Here is a 15,330-nt window from a genome sequence, read left to right on the forward strand (position 1 = left end):
GCTCGCTTCGAACTCAGGCCATGATGCTCGCGCGACCACCGCCGCGACAGGGGGCGTACACCGGTTTCTGGCATGAACAGGCAATTGTCGGACAGCCTCAACTCGCCGGTGCCACCACGGGTTTCGGAATTGCGCGGGAATGCTCCGGAGGTGTCCCGCCAATTGTCCGAAGAGCGACGCCGCGTCCATTGCGGGGGATCCGGAATTACGTGTACCGGCGGCGCTTCCCCGGGCGCGGCAAGGGCGCGTAAGAACTGCGTAAGAAGTAAGGAACCGCTCGAACGTGTGAGGAACTCGGACGGAAACTCGGCGTCGCGATTCGTCGTGATCTTGTGACGGAAGCGTGACAGTAGGACAGTCCGACGGGGGCAGCCGGGCGGGCCTGGCGCCGCCCGCGGACACGGCCTACGGTGGCGGCATGGCACCCACGCAGGGATCACAGCCCCCACCCTCGGACTCCCAGGACACCCCCGACCGCTACGTCGGTCTCGACGCCGAGAACGCCGAGCGGCAGGCCCACGACCGGGGCTGGTCGAGCGTCCGGCAACTGCCGCCCGGCGCGATCATCACCATGGAGTACCGCGCGGGCCGGCTGAACTTCGAGGTCAGGGACGGCACGGTGACGCGCTGCTGGAAGGGGTGACGTCCCCGACGGGCCGCGCGTGCGCGAAGGCCCCCGGAGCCTGTCGGCTCCGGGGGCCTTCGTCGTGCGGGGTGGTTGTGCGTACCGGCCCCGCTGTTCTGGGGGACCCGCCGTGCGGGTCCTAGGCCCGCTGCGGGTCCGCGGTGCCCGCCCGGGCCGATCCGCGGGTGCCCGCGGGGCGTCTGCTGCCCGCCGGGGTGGCCGGGGTGCGCTCGCCCCGCGGTGTGTGCGGGCCCTGGGGGAGGAGCGCCGAGGGGCGGCTCCCCGGGCGGTTCGTCGTCCCGACCGGCTCGCGGGTGCGTGCGGGGGCGGGGGCCGGGAGCGGCTCGGGGGGCGGCTCGGCGCCCGTGCGGGCGGCCCGGAGGCGGTGGCGGACCGCGAGGATCCGCGCCTCGACCCGGGCGACCAGCGGCTCGATCCAGGGCAGCGCGAGCAGGATCAGCAGGCCGGCGGCCCAGCCGAGGAGCACGTCGCTCAGCCAGTGCGTACCGAGGTAGACGGTGGTCAGGCCGACGCTGAGGGAGATCACCGCGGAGACGGCGGAGAGCCAGCGGCGGGCCCGCGGGGTGGAGGCCAGATAGGCGAGGATGCCCCAGGTCACCACCGCGTTCGCCGTGTGGCCGGAGGGGAATATATCGCCGCCCTGCCACATCTCGTTCGAGCCGATCATGGTGGCGTAGTGCGGGCCCGCGCGGCCCATGCCGTACTTGGCCGCGCCCACCGTCGCGTTGAGCAGCAGCAGGGCGGTTCCGAACATCAGCAGGGGGCGCAGCGTGTGCTGGCGCCACGAGCGCCAGCCCAGCCAGGCCGTCACCATCACGGCCGTCGGGCCGCGCTGGCCGAGCACGACCCAGTAGTCGAGGAACGCGTGGATCTCCGGCCACTGCTGGTAGGGCCGGAAGAACATGACCTGCCAGTCGAACGCGACCAGCCAGGACGTGACCAGCACGGCCACCACGATCGCGAGGTAGAAGGACAGCGTCAGCCCGAAGAGCACGACACGGTGCCGGCTCATGCGGGGCATCCCCACATGCGCCGGCCGTTCGGGCTCGCGGTCGAGCCGGGCGAAGACCCGCTCGACCCGGCGGGTCAGGTTTGGTTCGGTACGCACCCAATCGACGCTACAGCGGGCGAGTGGTGGACCGGCTCGAAACAGGGGCTTTGTGATGACGATGTGATGTGGGATTGATCTCAGCGCGAGGTTTATTCCCCGGATTCCGATTACCGGAGAGTGCTGTTCCCGTGAATTCGGTGATCGTTTAATCAGGCTCGTTTTAGTTCGCTTTTGAATGCGTTCACCGCTTGCTGGCACGGAATTCTCCGTCCGGTCAGGGGCGGGCGGGACCGGTCACGGCGGCCCCGAGCCGTTGAGCCAGAACGCTCCGTACCCGGCCGAGAGCAGCGCGAGCCCGCCCAGCACCCACGCCGCCGCAGGCCGGCGGGTGTGCCACCGGGCCAGGGCCACCGCCGGCGGCAGCAGCAGCGGGAACGCGGGCAGCATCAGCCGGGGCTTCGATCCGAAGTACCCCGAGGAACACAGAGCAAGCGCGAGCACGATCCCCGTGTAGACGAGCAGCGGCGCCGGCTGACCCTGGCGCACCCCGGTCACGTACAGCCACAGGACGAGCACGACCCCGACGATCAGCCCGGTCCCGGCGAGCGCCCCGGGGAGCGAGGTGAACTTGTCGGCGACGAACCGGGCGAACGCCAGCCCGCCGTCGAAGCCGTTGCCCCACTGCCCCTGGACGTCGAGATAGCCGAGGAGCCCGCCGCCGGTGCGGTGCCCGACCCACAGCACGTACGAGGCCGCGCCCGCCGGCGCGAGCAGCACCCCGGCCGCCAGCCGCCACGGCACCCGCCGCTCCCGGCGCACCCACAGCGCGGCCGCCACCCACACCGCCGCCACGACCGCCGCGCCGATCGGCCGGGTCAGCCCGGCCAGCGAGGCGAGCAGCCCGGCCGTCACCCAGTGGCGTCGCAGGACCGCGTACAGTCCCCACGCCGCGAGCGCCGTGAACAGGGCCTCGCTGTACGCCATCGACGCCACGATCCCGATGGGCAGCGCGCCCCAGAGCACCGCGAGACAGACCCCGGCCCGGTGGCCGGAGACCCGCGCCCCGACCACGTAGATCCCCCACGCCGCCGCCAGCGAGGCGAGCCAGCTCACCACCATGCCCGCCGTGCCGTACGACAGCGGGGTGAGCGCCGACCCCAGCCGCTCCAGCCACGGCAGCAGCGGGAAGAACGCGAGGTTGGAGTGGACGCTCCCGTCGGGCAGCGTCACCGACCAGCCGTAGCCGTGCTCGGCGACCCGCGTGTACCAGAGCGAGTCCCAGCGGGCGGTCAGCAGCGTCAGCCAGCTCTTGCCCTCGGCGGCGCTCCACAGCGCCAGCACGAGCACGCCCAGGGCGCGCACGGCCGCGTACCCGAGGAGGGCCGGGGCCGCCCGCCGCAGCCCGGGCCGGTCTTGTCGATCATCGTCCGTCACGGCCCCGATTATCGGCGGTCGCCTTCCGTGCTCCGGACGGCACCCGCCGCGACGCGAGTGGCGCACACCACACGCGCGAGCCCGTTCCGTGAGAGACCCGCCACGTGTGACCGGCCCGAACTCGCGTACTCTGACGGCTCACTCGCCTTATCGCTGCGGGGCCGGGAGCCGACTGCTCCCGACCGGAGACCGAGGGACATCCCCAGCCCCCGGATCCGCCGAACGCGAGGACCACTGGGAGGTACGCACATGTCCGGGACGAGCACGGCCACCGGGCGGCTGCGCGGACTGCTCGCCGCGACGCGCGCCCGCACCAATCGCTGGGTCGTCCTCGTCGTCCTGTGCACGAGCCTGCTCCTGGTCGCGCTCGACTCGACCATCCTCTACGTCGCCCTGCCCTCGGTCACCGAGGACCTCAAGCCCACCTCGGTCGAGCTGCTGTGGATCGGCGACGCGTATCCACTGGTGTGCGCCTCGCTGCTGATCCTCTTCGGCACCCTGGGCGACCGGGTCGGCCGCCGCAGGATCCTGCTGCTCGGCTACGCGCTGTTCGGCGCGGCCTCCGCGCTCGCCGTCTTCTCCGACACCGCCCAGGTGCTCATCGCGGCCCGCGCCCTGCTCGGCATCGGCGGCGCGATGATCATGCCCGCGACGCTGTCGATCCTGCGCGACGTCTTCCCCGACCGGAACGAGCGGGCCGTCGCCATCGGCGTGTGGACCGCGGTCGCCGCGATCGGCGCCGCCACCGGACCCGTACTCGGCGGCTTCCTCGTCGAGCACTACTGGTGGGGATCCGTCTTCCTCATCAACATTCCGCTGATGGCGGTCATGCTGCCGCTGTGCCGGATCCTGGTGCCCGAGTCCAAGGGCCGCTCGGACGGGCCGTGGGACCTGGCCGGGGCGCTGCTCGCGGCGCTCGGCGTCCTCGGCGTCGTCTACGGCATCAAGCAGTGGGGCACCGAGCGGGACCTGCTCGCCCCGGAGGCGGTGCTGCCGTTCCTGGCCGGAGCGGTGCTCCTGCTGCTGTTCGTACGGCGCCAGCGGCGGCGCGAGCATCCGCTGATCGACATGCGGCTGTTCGCCCGGGCCGCGTTCTCGACGTCCGTCGGCTGCATCGTCATCGCCATGCTGGCGCTGGTGGGCCTGGAGCTGATCGCCGTGCAGTACCTCCAGCTGGTGCTGGAGCTCAGCCCGCTGGAGACCGGCCTGCGGATGCTGCCGCTCACCTTCGCCGCGATGGCCGCGGGCGTGCTCGGCTCCGCGAATCTGCGCCGGTTCGGGCCGCGCGGCATGGTGGCGTCCGGTTTCGCGCTGACCGCCTGCGCCGTGCTGCTGCTCTGTCTGATGGGGCAGGAGGACCGGCCGTGGCTGCTCAGCTTCGGCTTCATACTGCTCGGCTTCGGCTTCCAGAGCACGCTCTTCGGGGCCTACGAGTCGATGCTCACCGAGGCGCCGTCCGACGACGCGGGAGGCGCCGCCGCCATCGGCGAGACCTCCTACCAGCTGGGTGCGGGGATGGGCATCGCGCTGCTCGGCTCGGTCATGAACGCCGCGTACGCGCCCGGCCTCGACCACGTCTCCGGGGTCTCCGCGAAGACCAGCGGGGCCGCGGGGCACTCACTGGGGGAGGCGTACCAGATCGCCGCCGGGCTGGGCGGCACGGCGGGCGCCGCACTGCGCCGTGCCGCGCGGGCCGCCTTCGTGCACGGGCTGCACGTCACCCTGATCGTCAGCGCCGTGCTGCTGTTCCTCGGCGCGCTCGCCGCCCTGCGGCTGCCGCGCCGGATGGAGTGCGAGGAGGCCCCGCCGTCCGAGGCGTCCGGGGTCGCCGCCCCGCGCCGGCCGTCCCGCGCCGAGTCGTCCGTCGTATAAGGCTCGTACAGGGCCGTGCCGGGCCGTCCGACCGTGGGTGGGCGGGGCTGTGTCACCGCCCACCCGACGGTCAGCTCTGGTTGAAGAAACCGTCCTGCTGAACCTTGGCCTCCCGTCCCGACACGATCTGCGTGTCCGCGGGGGTCAGCAGGAACACCCGGTTCGCGACCCGGTCGATCGAACCGCGCAGGCCGAAGATGAGCCCCGCCGCGAAGTCGACGACGCGCTTGGCGTCGGCGGGCTCCATCGACGTGAGGTTCATGATGACCGGGACCCCGTCCCGGAACATCTCCCCGATGCGGCGCGCGTCGCGGAAGCTGTCCGGGGTCACGGTGCCGATGCGCCGGCCCTCTTCCTCGGCCTTGTCCTCGGCGACCTTCACCCGCGGGTCGGTGACCCAGGCGGCGCCGGTCGCAGGGGGCTCGGGCCCCTCGTCGTAGTCGTCGTCGTAGTAACGCTCGTCATCGTTGTCGTCGACGAGGCCAAGCCAGGCACTCGCCTTGCGCACCGATCCCATGGACGCCTCCTCTCACCGCGGTTCCTCTGCGTTCCGCATGTCCTGCATCCCCATGTTCATCCATGATGCGGATGCCGCGCCAAGTGGATAGTCGCCGCGCGGGGTTTTCGTGACGGTACTGGTGCAGAGTCAACACGGTGTTGCCCCGGCGTTCCCAAGGGCTGTACGGGCTCCGACTGCTGACGGTGAGTGAAATATGATTCTTCGCGGCGTTTGGGTGATCGGAGGTGCGTACGAGTGAACGAGGAGGCGGACGAAGGCTCGATACGATGCGGTCGTTCACGGTCACTTGGGCGGCGGTGCGCCGATCGGGCGTCGTTGACGGCCCCAGTTGACGCTTCGTCATCCGGCGCACGGGGGAGTCGCCTTGTTCGGAATTGTCCGGCCCTGCAGTCATCGGCTCGGAGAGCACCTCAAGACCCAGTGGATGGCCCATCTGTGCGGCCTCTGTCTGGCGCTGCGCGGCGATCACGGGCAGTTCGCCCGGGTCGTCACGAACTATGACGGTCTGTTGATCTCGGTTCTGACGGAGGCTCAGGCCGAGCGGCCGGGAGACGCCGGGTCCTGGCGGCGGCAGGCCGGGCCCTGTCCGCTGCGCGGGATGCGCACCGCGTCCGTCGCCCAGGGCGAGGGGGCCCGGCTCGCGGCCGCCGTCTCCCTGGTGCTGGCCGCCGCGAAGGTGCGCGACCACGTCGACGACCGGGACGGGCTCTTCGCGCGCCGGCCGGTCGCCCTCGCCGCCCGCAGGGTCGCGGCGAGCTGGGGCCGGGCCGGCGCGCGCACCGGCTCCGACGTCGGGTTCGACACCGCGGTGCTGCTCGACGCGGTCGAGCGGCAGGGCGGCATCGAGGCACTGGCCGGACCGGGCACCGCCCTCCTCACGGTCACCGAGCCGACGGAGACCGCGACCGCCGCCGCGTTCGCCCACACCGCGCGGCTCGCCGGACGGCCGCACAACGCCGAGCCGCTCGCCGAGGCGGGACGGCTCTTCGGGCGGCTCGCGCACCTCCTCGACGCCGTGGAGGACCTGGCCGAGGACGCCGCGTCCGGCGCCTGGAACCCGCTGACCGCGACCGGCACCGGCCTCGACGAGGCACGCCGGCTCGCCGACGACGCCGTGCACGGGATCCGGCTCGCCCTGCGCGAGGTCGATTTCGTGGACGGCAAGCTGGCCCATCTGCTCCTCGCCCACGAGGTGGGGCGGTCGGTGGACCGGGTGTTCGGGGTCACGGGGACGTGCGCGCACACCGGGTCCGCGGCCGCGCCGGGAGGCCGGGACGGGCAGGGCGGCTGGGCGCCGACCGGGGCGCCGGGCAGCCCGTACGCGCCGACGGGATCGGGCGCGTACGAGTCCAACAATCCGTACGGGGGCGGCAACCCGGGTGGACCCTCGGGACCCGGCGGGCCGGGCGGGCCCGGGGGCTTCGGCGGCGGGCCGTCGTTCCAGCCGCCCAAGCCCGGCAAGCGCGGGCTCCTCGCCGGGTGCGCCGTGGCGATCGGGCTCTGCTGCACCTGCAAGGTCTGCTGCGCCGACGAGTTCGAGGGCCCCTGGTCGCGCAAGAAGCGGGAGGGCTGCTGCAGCAACTGCGACTGCGACTGTCCCGACTGCGACTGCTGTGATTGCTGCGACTGCTGCTCGTGCTGCGACTGCGGTTAGTGAGGTGCTGGCCCTGTATACGGAGGCGCGGGCACCGGGCCCCGGTGACGGGTTCACCTGCGGGGCGGCGAAGATGCTGTTTCCGGGGCGTAAAACAAACACATGATCCGGTGACCGGAGCCTGAGAGAGGTCGTTGGGCGGGCGCAGAAGCAGCGTTTCTGCCCCCGCCAACTCGCCCTCTCCATAAGGCACTTCCGTGGATCTCCTGTCGACCGTTCGTTTCAAGAAGGCTCTCTCCAGGCCCAGAACAAGCACGACCATCCGTACCCGGCTGCTGCGCATCCTCGGACTCGCGCTCGCCGTGCTCCTCGCCCTCCTCGGGGTCTTCGCCGCCGAGCAGGTCTCCGCCTACCGCGGCGCGTCCACCACCGCCGCCAACGCCCGCCTGGAGGTCACCCTCCAGGGGCTCGTCCACGAGCTGCAGAAGGAGCGCGGCCTCACCACCGGCTACGTCGGCGGTGTCCAGCAGTTCGCCGCCAAGCTCCCCGCCCAGCGCAAGGCCACCGACACCGCCCGCACCGCCCTGGAGGACGCGCTCGCGCAGCGCGAGGGAGCCGGCGCGGCACGCGACGCGCTCGGGCGGCTCGGCGGACTCGCCGGGATCCGTGCCGCCGCGGACGACGGCTCCGGGCAGGTGAAGGCCACCTTCGACTACTTCACCAACACCATCGCCCAGTTCGCCAAGGCCGGCCGCGGTCTCGGCGACGTCGACGACGCGCGGCTGCGCGACGCCTACCAGTCGCTCCAGGTCCTCGGCACCGCCAAGGAGTACCTCGGGCAGGAGCGCGCCATCGTGCTCGGCTCCGTCCGGGCCGGCGGCCGCTTCCGCGGGGACGACTACAGCCGGTTCATGGAGATCAGGTCGGGCCGGCTGGCCGCGCTGACCACCTTCCCGCGCACCGCGACCGGCGCGCAGCAGCGACGGCTCGACACCGCCCTCGCCACGCCCGACGCCGAGCGCGCCCTCGCCTACGAATCGACCGCCGTGCACGGCGCGGGACGGCTCGCCGCCCGTGACATCCCGCCCATGACCTGGTGGGACACGATGACCTCGACCATCAACGGCCTGCGGGACGTCCAGATCTCCATCGGCTCCGACGTCGAGTCGCGCGCCGCCGACCTGGAGAGCTCCGCCCAGCGCGACCTGCTGCTCTTCGTGCTGCTCGCGCTCGCGGTGATCGGCGCTCTCGGCGCCCTCGCCCGCGACTGCGTACGATCCGTCTCCGCGCCGCTCAGCGGACTCGCCCAGGAGGCCCGCGAGGTCGCCGGGGTCCGGCTGCCGCGGGCCGTCGCCGACGTGCAGTCCGCCGCCGGGGGCGAGGCGCCCGCGCCGCCCGCGCCGCTCGGGCTCGACGCCCGCGCCGGAGCCGAGGTGCGCGAGGTGGCCGACGCCTTCGACCGGGTGCAGCGCGCCGCCTTCGACCTCGCCACCGAGCAGGCCGTGCTGCGCAGGAACGCCACCGAGTCACTGGTCAGCCTCGGCCGCCGCAACCAGAACCTGGTGCGCCGGCAGATCGGCTTCATCAACAAGCTGGAGCACGAGGACGCCGACCCCGACACCCTCGCCAACCTCTTCGAACTCGACCACCTCGCCACGCGCATGCGCCGCAACGCCGAGTCCCTGCTCGTCCTCGCCGGGGAGTCCAGCCCCCGCACCTGGGCGACCCCGCTGTCCGTCAACGACGTCCTGCGCGCCTCGCTCTCCGAGGTCGAGGAGTACCGCCGCGTCACGCTGCGCCGGGTCGAGCCCGCCCAGGTGTCGGGCTCCGTCGTCGCCGAACTCGCCCATCTGCTCGCCGAGCTGGTGGAGAACGCACTGAGCTTCTCGCCGCCGGACTCCGACGTGGAGGTCGAGGGGCGGCGCACCAGCGCCGGGTACCTCATCGCGATCGTCGACCATGGGCTCGGCATGGACACCCAGGCGCTCGCCGAGGCCAACGTACGGCTCTCCGGCACCGCCAGCTTCATGGCCGAACCCACCCGGTTCCTCGGCCACTTCGTGGTCGGCGCCCTCGCCCGCAAGTGCGGCATCGAGGTACGGCTCGGCGAAGCGCCCGCCGCCGGCGTCGTCGCCCGGGTCCTGATCCCGTCCACCCTGCTCACCGAGGCGGAGCCGACGGCGGCCAGGGCCGCCGCGCACCAGGGGGAGACCCCCAGGGAGCGGGCCGTGAAGGCCGCCGCGGCCCGGCCGGTCGCGGCCGGACGCACCGGCGGCGGCGAGGCCGTGCTGCCCGCCCCGCGCCGGGAGCAGGCCGTCGCCGCGGCCGCGGCACCCAGGTCCGCCTCCTCGGCGTCCCGCACCCGCAACGGGCTCGTCAAGCGCCCGCAGCGCAGCGCCATCACGAAAGCCATGACCGAGGCGGACACCCCCACCAGGCCCGCACCCGAGGGGCCCGCCGTCGAGCGCAGCCCCGAGGACGTCTCCGGAATGCTCTCCGGCCTGCGCAGCGCCCACATGCGCGGATCCATCAGCGTGGAGCGGGAACGGGCCGCCAGGGAAACCGCCCCCGAGGGCACCGAGCAGCACACCAGCGAAGGGCAGAGCGACAAGTGACCACCGTCGACACGCGGGGCGACTCGCAGACCTTCAACTGGCTGCTCGCCAACTTCGTCCGCAACACCGACGGGGTGCGCGACGCCGTCGCCGTCTCCTCGGACGGGCTGCTCATCGCCGTGTCCGAAGGACTCGGGCGGACCGAGGCCGACCATCTGGCCGCCATCGTCTCCGGGCTCTCCAGCCTCGCGCGCAGCGCCTCCAAGCGGTACAGCTTCGACGGCGTGAAGCTCATCATGATCGAGATGGGGCGCGGCTTCCTGCTGGTCTCCGCGATCAGGGACGGCAGCTGTCTCGGGGTGCTCGCGGACAGCAGCGGTGAACTCGGTCTCGTGGGCTACGAGATGGCGGTGCTCGCCGAGCGCGCCGGAGACCTGCTCACGCCGACGCTCATCGCCGATCTGCGGGAGACGCTGCCGCGATGAGCGAGCCCCGCGAGCCCGGCGACTCGTCGGAAGCCTTCGTGCGTCCCTTCATTATCACCGGTGGACGGGTGCGGCCCGCCCAGGCCGATCTCCGGCTGGAGACCCTCGTGGTCGCGGTGGACGCCCCGGACGGCGGTGCCGCGCCTCTCGCCTTCGAGCACCAGCGCATCGTGACGCTCTGTCAGGAGCCCACCACCGTCGCCCATGTGGCCGAGGCCGTCGGAGTTCCGCTCGGCGTCGCCAAGGTGCTCATCGCCGACCTCGTCGTGGGCGGCCGGCTGTCGTGTTCGCAAACCACGGAGCTGCCGCTCCACACCCTCGAAAGGATCAGGGACCATGTCAGGGCGCTCTGAACGCGTCGCCCCCCTGGCCGTGAAGATCGTGGTCAGCGGCGGGCTCGGGGTCGGCAAGACGACCTTCATCGGGGCGGTCTCGGAGATCGAGCCGCTCGACACCGAGGCGGCGATCACCCAGGTCTCGGTGGGCGTCGACTCGTTGGCGGGTGTCGAGGGCAAGACGACCACCACGGTCGCCCTCGACTTCGGGCGCATCACGCTCGATCCGACGATCGCGCTGTACCTCTTCGGCACGCCCGGGCAGGACCGGTTCTCGTTCCTCTGGGACGACCTGGTGGAAGGCGCGCTCGGCACGGTCGTGCTCGTCGACACCCGGCGCATCGAGGACTGCTTCCCCGCGCTGGACTACTTCGAGGCGCACGGGGCGCCGTTCGTGCTCGCCGTGAACCGGTTCGAGGGGTCGGACCGGTTCGAACTCGGCGAGATCCGCGAGGCGTTGGGAGTGAGGGAGTCGGTGCCGGTGGTGGAGTGCGATGCGCGGGCGCGGGGGTCTGTGCGCGATGTCCTGGCCGCGCTGATGGACCAGGTCATCGGGGTTCGGGTGCGGGGGCGGCGGGGGGTTGTGGCCGCCCGGTGATGTGAGCGCCGTCGTGGCTGGTCGCGCAGTTCCCCGCGCCCCCGAGGCATGCGCTTCGCGCCGCCTCCCCTTCAGGGGCGCGGGGAACTGCGCGACCAGCCCCCACCGGCCCGCAGACGAGGACGGACCGGATCAGTCCTTGATCTCCGGAGGGGAGATCTGGGACTTGCTGATCGCCGAATCCGCCGTACCCCACTTGGCAAGGATCTTCCGATAAGTACCGTCCGCGATCAACCGGTTCACCGCGGAGCGGAACGCGGGGGCCAGAGGCGTCCCCTTCTTGAACGCGAACCCCACGTCGAGCCGATGGAACTCGTTCAGGAACCGCAGCCCCTCCTGATGGGCCACCCCGTAGCGCAGCCCGTTGATGGTGCTCATCACCACATCGCTGCGCCCCTGCTGAAGCGACGACCAGATCGCGCTCGGCTCCGCGTACGTCTTCACGTCGTACGCCTTCTTGCCCGCCTTGCGGCACAGATCCTTGTTCTCCTCCAGCGTCGTCTCGAACGTGGTGCCGGCGCCGGTCGCGACGTTCAGGCCGCACAGCTGCGTCAGGTCGGTGACCTTCTTCAGGTCGCTGTCCTTGCGGACGGCGAAGCCCTGGCCGTCGTTGATGTACGTGACGAAGTCGATGGTCCTGCGGCGTTCGTCGGTGACGCCGAAGTTTCCGGTGCCGAGGTCGTACTTGCCGCTGCCGAGGGCCGGGAGGATCGCCTCGAAGCTCGCGACCTGCTGGTCGAGCTTGATGCCGAGCACCTTGGCGACCGCGTTCGCGAAGTCGATGTCCTGCCCGACGACGGTCTTCCCGTCGGGCAGATACGTGGAGTTGGGCGGGCTGCCGCCCACGCTCACGGCGATGGTGAGGCTGCCGCTCTTGCGGACGGACGCCGGGAGGAGCTTCGCCGAGGCGGGGTCCTTCGCCACGGACGACACCACGTCCTTCGTCGGGATCTTGTCGCTCGCGGCACCGGCCGGCGCCGCGTCGTCCGTCCCGCTCCCCGAGCCGCAGGCGGTCAGTCCCAGAGCGGCGACGGTGATCAGGGCAAAAGTCGAGAGTATGGAGGAAGCGGACAGTCTGGAGGTGCGAGTGGAGGAACGCATGGCGGAGAGAGATGCCCTTCGATGGCAAGCAGAGCAGAGGAGAACAGAGCAGTGCGACTTGGCAGTGCTGGAGAACCGGCTGTGCGAGGGGAGCGTGCAGCAGGGTGAGGGCGCGTACCTGGACCGGGAACGGGACGCGTCGAAGTGCGGCGGAATCGCCGGGAGATGAAGGGAGAAAGAAGAAAAGACGCGCTCAGAGGCGTCGGAAGGGCATCAACAGGACGCGGACCACACGCGACCGAAGTCGATGTGGGAGCGGGTGACCAGCCACTGCTGCGGATGCATGGGCATTAGTGGAACAGGCATCCGGTTCGGCGTCAACTCACTTGAGACGCGCGGCTCACAGTCTGGACAGCCTTGACAGGCGGCGTGACAGGCCCCGTACTCTCGGGACGGGACCGCTGCTGAGGGGCTCGGCCCGAGCGACACGCACGCAGCAGGTGTGACGGCAGGACCGTACTGGACGGGATTCCAGCCCACGGAGCCTTCCCATGTCCTCAGACACACTGTCGTCCCCCTCGGATCCCCTGGCCGAAGCGCCACCCGGCAAGGCCTCCGCCGCCGCCCCGCGCATCGTTCCGCGCCGCCGTACCGGACAGTGGGCCGCCGCGGTCGTCGTGCTCGCCCTGCTCGGCCTCGCCGTGAACTCGGTGCTGCGCAACGACGCGTTCCAGTGGGACGTCGTCGCCGACTACTTCACCACCGCCTCCGTGCTGCGCGGGCTCTGGCTCACGCTGTGGCTGACCGCGCTCGTCATGACGCTCGGCTTCGCCTTCGGCACCCTGCTGGCCGTCATGCGGCTCTCCGCCAACCCCGTCCTGCGTGCCGTGAGTTGGGGATACGTCTGGCTGTTCAGGTCGGTGCCGATCCTGGTGCAGCTGCTGTTCTGGTTCAACATCGGCGCCCTGTACCCGCGCCTCCTCGGGGTGAAGACCGTCGACCTCTTCGGGCCCGTCACCGTCGCCATCATCGGACTCACCCTGCACGAGGCCGCGTACGCCGCCGAAGTGGTGCGCGGCGGCATCCTCTCCGTGGACCGGGGGCAGGTGGAGGCGGCCCAGGCGCTGGGACTCAGCCGGTACCGGCGCTGGCGCCGGATCGTGCTGCCGCAGGCCATGCGGGCCATCGTGCCGCCGGCCGGGAACATGCTGATCGGCACCCTCAAGGGCACCTCCATCGTCAGCATCATCGCCGTGCAGGACCTGCTCTACTCGGTGCAGCTCGTCTACCACCGCACCTACCAGGTCATCCCGCTGCTGCTGGTCGCCACCATCTGGTACATCGTGGTGACCTCGCTGCTCAGCGTCGGCCAGTACTACGTCGAGCGGCACTACGCGCGCGGGACGCAGCGATGAGTCCCGTACGGCAGTCCCTGGTGATCGTGGGGGCCGGGCCGCGGGGGACCGGCATCCTGGAGCGCCTCGCCGCCAACGTCCCGGACGAGGCGGACCAGTTGGCGCTCGACGTGCATCTCGTCGATCCCTATCCGCCGGGCGGCGGGCGCATCTGGCGGCGCGAGCAGTCGCCGCTGCTGTGGATGAACTCGCAGGCCCAGGACGTCACGATGTTCACCGACGAGACGGTGGAGCTGGCCGGGCCCGTGGTGCCCGGACCCGTGCTGCACGAGTGGGCGGGGATCGACGGGCGGACCTTCGCCGACCGGCGCCGGCAGGGCGGCTATCTGCGGTGGGTGTACGAGCGGGCCGTCGCCGCGCTGCCCGACGGCATCACCGTCCACCACCACCCCCGGCGCGCCCTGCGCGTCTCCGGGCCGCGCCACGGCCGCCAGCAGGTGTGGCTGGACGGCGTGCCGCGTCCGCTGTCCGCCGACGCCGTCGTCCTCGCGCAAGGACACCTGGACGCCGAACTGGACGATGAACAGCAGGCGTTGGGTGCGTACGCCGCCCGGCACGGCCTCGTCCATCTGCCGCCCGACTTCACCGCCGACTCCGACCTGAGTGTGCTCGCGCCGGGCCAGGACGTGCTCGTCCGCGGGTTCGGGCTCGCCTTCGTCGACCTGATGGTGCTGCTGACGGAAGGGCGCGGCGGCCGCTTCGAGGGGGACGCCTACGTGCCCTCGGGGCGGGAACCCGTCCTGCACGTCGGATCGCGGCGCGGGGTGCCCTACCACGCCAAGCTGGGCTACGACTGGGGCACGGGGGAGCGGCCGCCGCTGCCGCGCTTCCTCGGACCGGCGCAGATCGACGAACTCCTCGCCAGGGAGGGCGGGTTCGGGCCCGACGACTTCCGGCGCGACGTGTGGCCGCTGATCGACAAGGAACTCGGCTTCGCGCACTACCACCGCCTGTTCGCCGCCCACCCCGAGCGCACCCGTGTCGCCTGGGACGTCTTCGAGGCGAAGTACGCCGCCGCGGCACCGCTCAGCGCCGAGCAGCGGGCGCTCGTCGCCGCCACCGTGCCTGACCCCGCCGACCGGCTCGATCTCGCCGCCCTCGACCGCCCGCTCGACGGCGTGCGGTACGGCTCGTACGAGGAACTGCAGGAGGGCCTGCGCGGCCACATCACCGACGACCTGGAGCGCCGCCACGACCCGGCGCACAGCCCCGACCTGGCGGTCTTCCTCGGCCTGCTCTCCGTGTACGGGCAGCTCGTCAGGCTCGGCGACGTCGGCCCGTGGTGGCACGGGTTCTTCAGCTATCTGGCGTCGGGACCGCCCGGCCCGCGCCTGCGCCAACTGCTCGCGCTGTCCCGCGCGGGCATCGTGAAGTTCGTCGGCGCCGACATGCGGGTCGAGGCGCGCGACGGCGTCTTCAGGGCCACGAGCGCCGGCGCTCCGGGCGTCACGGTCGAGGCCCGCGCCCTCGTCGAGGCCCGCCTGCCGCAGCCGACCCTCGCCCGCACCCGCGACCGGCTGCTGCGCACGCTGTACGAGGAGGGCGCCCGGTCCACCGACGAAGGGCTGCTCGCCGTCAACCCGGCCGACGGGCGCGTCCTGGACCGCGACGGCACCGCCCACCCGCGCCGCTTCGCCCTCGGCCCGCACACCGACGCGCGCGGCGCCGGCGCCTTCACCCGGCCGCGCACCGGCGGCCCGGCGTTCCGGCAGAACGACGCCACGGCCCGCGCCGTCCTCGCCCTGCTGCACGACCTCTCCTGTCGCGCCACCGCCGCCTGAGGC

At 72.1% G+C, this 15,330-nt stretch carries 13 protein-coding genes; 9 read left to right on the plus strand and 4 right to left on the minus strand.

The features are described 5' to 3' along the window. Positions 1-418: 418 nt before the first annotated feature. On the plus strand, positions 419-643 hold the full coding sequence (locus ABT127_RS07320) for an I78 family peptidase inhibitor (RefSeq protein WP_351445525.1): 225 nt from the start codon (positions 419-421) through the stop codon (positions 641-643). Between the two features lie 121 nt (positions 644-764). Here the strand turns inward: ABT127_RS07320 and ABT127_RS07325 are convergent, their stop codons facing one another. Beyond that, a complete protein-coding gene (locus ABT127_RS07325; RefSeq protein ID WP_351445527.1) occupies positions 765-1,754 on the minus strand; it encodes a phosphatase PAP2 family protein in 990 nt (329 codons plus the stop codon). Between the two features lie 237 nt (positions 1,755-1,991). Beyond that, entirely contained in the window at positions 1,992-3,131 is a 1,140-nt protein-coding gene (locus ABT127_RS07330; protein ID WP_351445529.1) for a putative hexosyltransferase, read from the minus strand. Positions 3,132-3,380: 249 nt separating this feature from the next. On the opposite strand from ABT127_RS07330, the gene ABT127_RS07335 reads away from it, so the two are divergent. After that, a complete protein-coding gene (locus ABT127_RS07335; RefSeq protein ID WP_351445531.1) occupies positions 3,381-5,003 on the plus strand; it encodes an MFS transporter in 1,623 nt (540 codons plus the stop codon). A gap of 70 nt (positions 5,004-5,073) precedes the next feature. On the opposite strand, the gene ABT127_RS07340 is transcribed toward ABT127_RS07335, so the two are convergent. After that, complete coding sequence (locus ABT127_RS07340; RefSeq protein ID WP_111666116.1) at positions 5,074-5,520, minus strand: cell division protein SepF; 447 nt, start codon at positions 5,518-5,520, stop codon at positions 5,074-5,076. A gap of 367 nt (positions 5,521-5,887) precedes the next feature. Here ABT127_RS07340 and ABT127_RS07345 point away from each other — a divergent pair, with 367 nt between their 5' ends. The 5 genes from ABT127_RS07345 (at position 5,888) to ABT127_RS07365 (ending at position 11,090) form a co-directional block, all read left to right on the plus strand. Further along, complete coding sequence (locus ABT127_RS07345) at positions 5,888-7,177, plus strand: DUF5685 family protein (protein ID WP_351445533.1); 1,290 nt, start codon at positions 5,888-5,890, stop codon at positions 7,175-7,177. Between the two features lie 197 nt (positions 7,178-7,374). Further along, a complete protein-coding gene (locus ABT127_RS07350; protein WP_351445535.1) occupies positions 7,375-9,732 on the plus strand; it encodes a sensor histidine kinase in 2,358 nt (785 codons plus the stop codon). Further along, on the plus strand, positions 9,729-10,157 hold the full coding sequence (locus ABT127_RS07355) for a roadblock/LC7 domain-containing protein (RefSeq protein WP_111666118.1): 429 nt from the start codon (positions 9,729-9,731) through the stop codon (positions 10,155-10,157). Before ABT127_RS07350 ends, ABT127_RS07355 begins: the two co-directional genes overlap by 4 nt. Then, the gene (locus ABT127_RS07360; RefSeq protein WP_351445537.1) at positions 10,154-10,510 is read left to right on the plus strand and encodes a DUF742 domain-containing protein; all 357 of its coding nucleotides are present in this window, start codon (positions 10,154-10,156) and stop codon (positions 10,508-10,510) included. The genes ABT127_RS07355 and ABT127_RS07360 overlap by 4 nt, the downstream gene beginning before the upstream one ends. Beyond that, positions 10,494-11,090 carry a GTP-binding protein gene (locus ABT127_RS07365; protein WP_351445539.1) on the plus strand — a complete coding sequence of 199 codons (597 nt, stop codon included), beginning with the start codon at positions 10,494-10,496 and terminating at the stop codon, positions 11,088-11,090. Before ABT127_RS07360 ends, ABT127_RS07365 begins: the two co-directional genes overlap by 17 nt. 132 nt (positions 11,091-11,222) lie before the next feature. Here the strand turns inward: ABT127_RS07365 and ABT127_RS07370 are convergent, their stop codons facing one another. Beyond that, the gene (locus tag ABT127_RS07370; protein ID WP_351445541.1) at positions 11,223-12,191 is read right to left on the minus strand and encodes an ABC transporter substrate-binding protein; all 969 of its coding nucleotides are present in this window, start codon (positions 12,189-12,191) and stop codon (positions 11,223-11,225) included. A 491-nt stretch (positions 12,192-12,682) separates the two neighbouring features. On the opposite strand from ABT127_RS07370, the gene ABT127_RS07375 reads away from it, so the two are divergent. Beyond that, positions 12,683-13,546: an amino acid ABC transporter permease gene (locus ABT127_RS07375; protein ID WP_351445543.1), complete on the plus strand. Its 864-nt coding sequence runs from the start codon at positions 12,683-12,685 to the stop codon at positions 13,544-13,546. After that, on the plus strand, positions 13,543-15,327 hold the full coding sequence (locus ABT127_RS07380) for an FAD/NAD(P)-binding protein (RefSeq protein ID WP_351445545.1): 1,785 nt from the start codon (positions 13,543-13,545) through the stop codon (positions 15,325-15,327). Before ABT127_RS07375 ends, ABT127_RS07380 begins: the two co-directional genes overlap by 4 nt. Positions 15,328-15,330 lie beyond the last annotated feature (3 nt).

Source organism: Streptomyces sp. NPDC001904, from assembly GCF_040297005.1.
Taxonomy (GTDB): Bacteria; Actinomycetota; Actinomycetes; order Streptomycetales; family Streptomycetaceae; genus Streptomyces.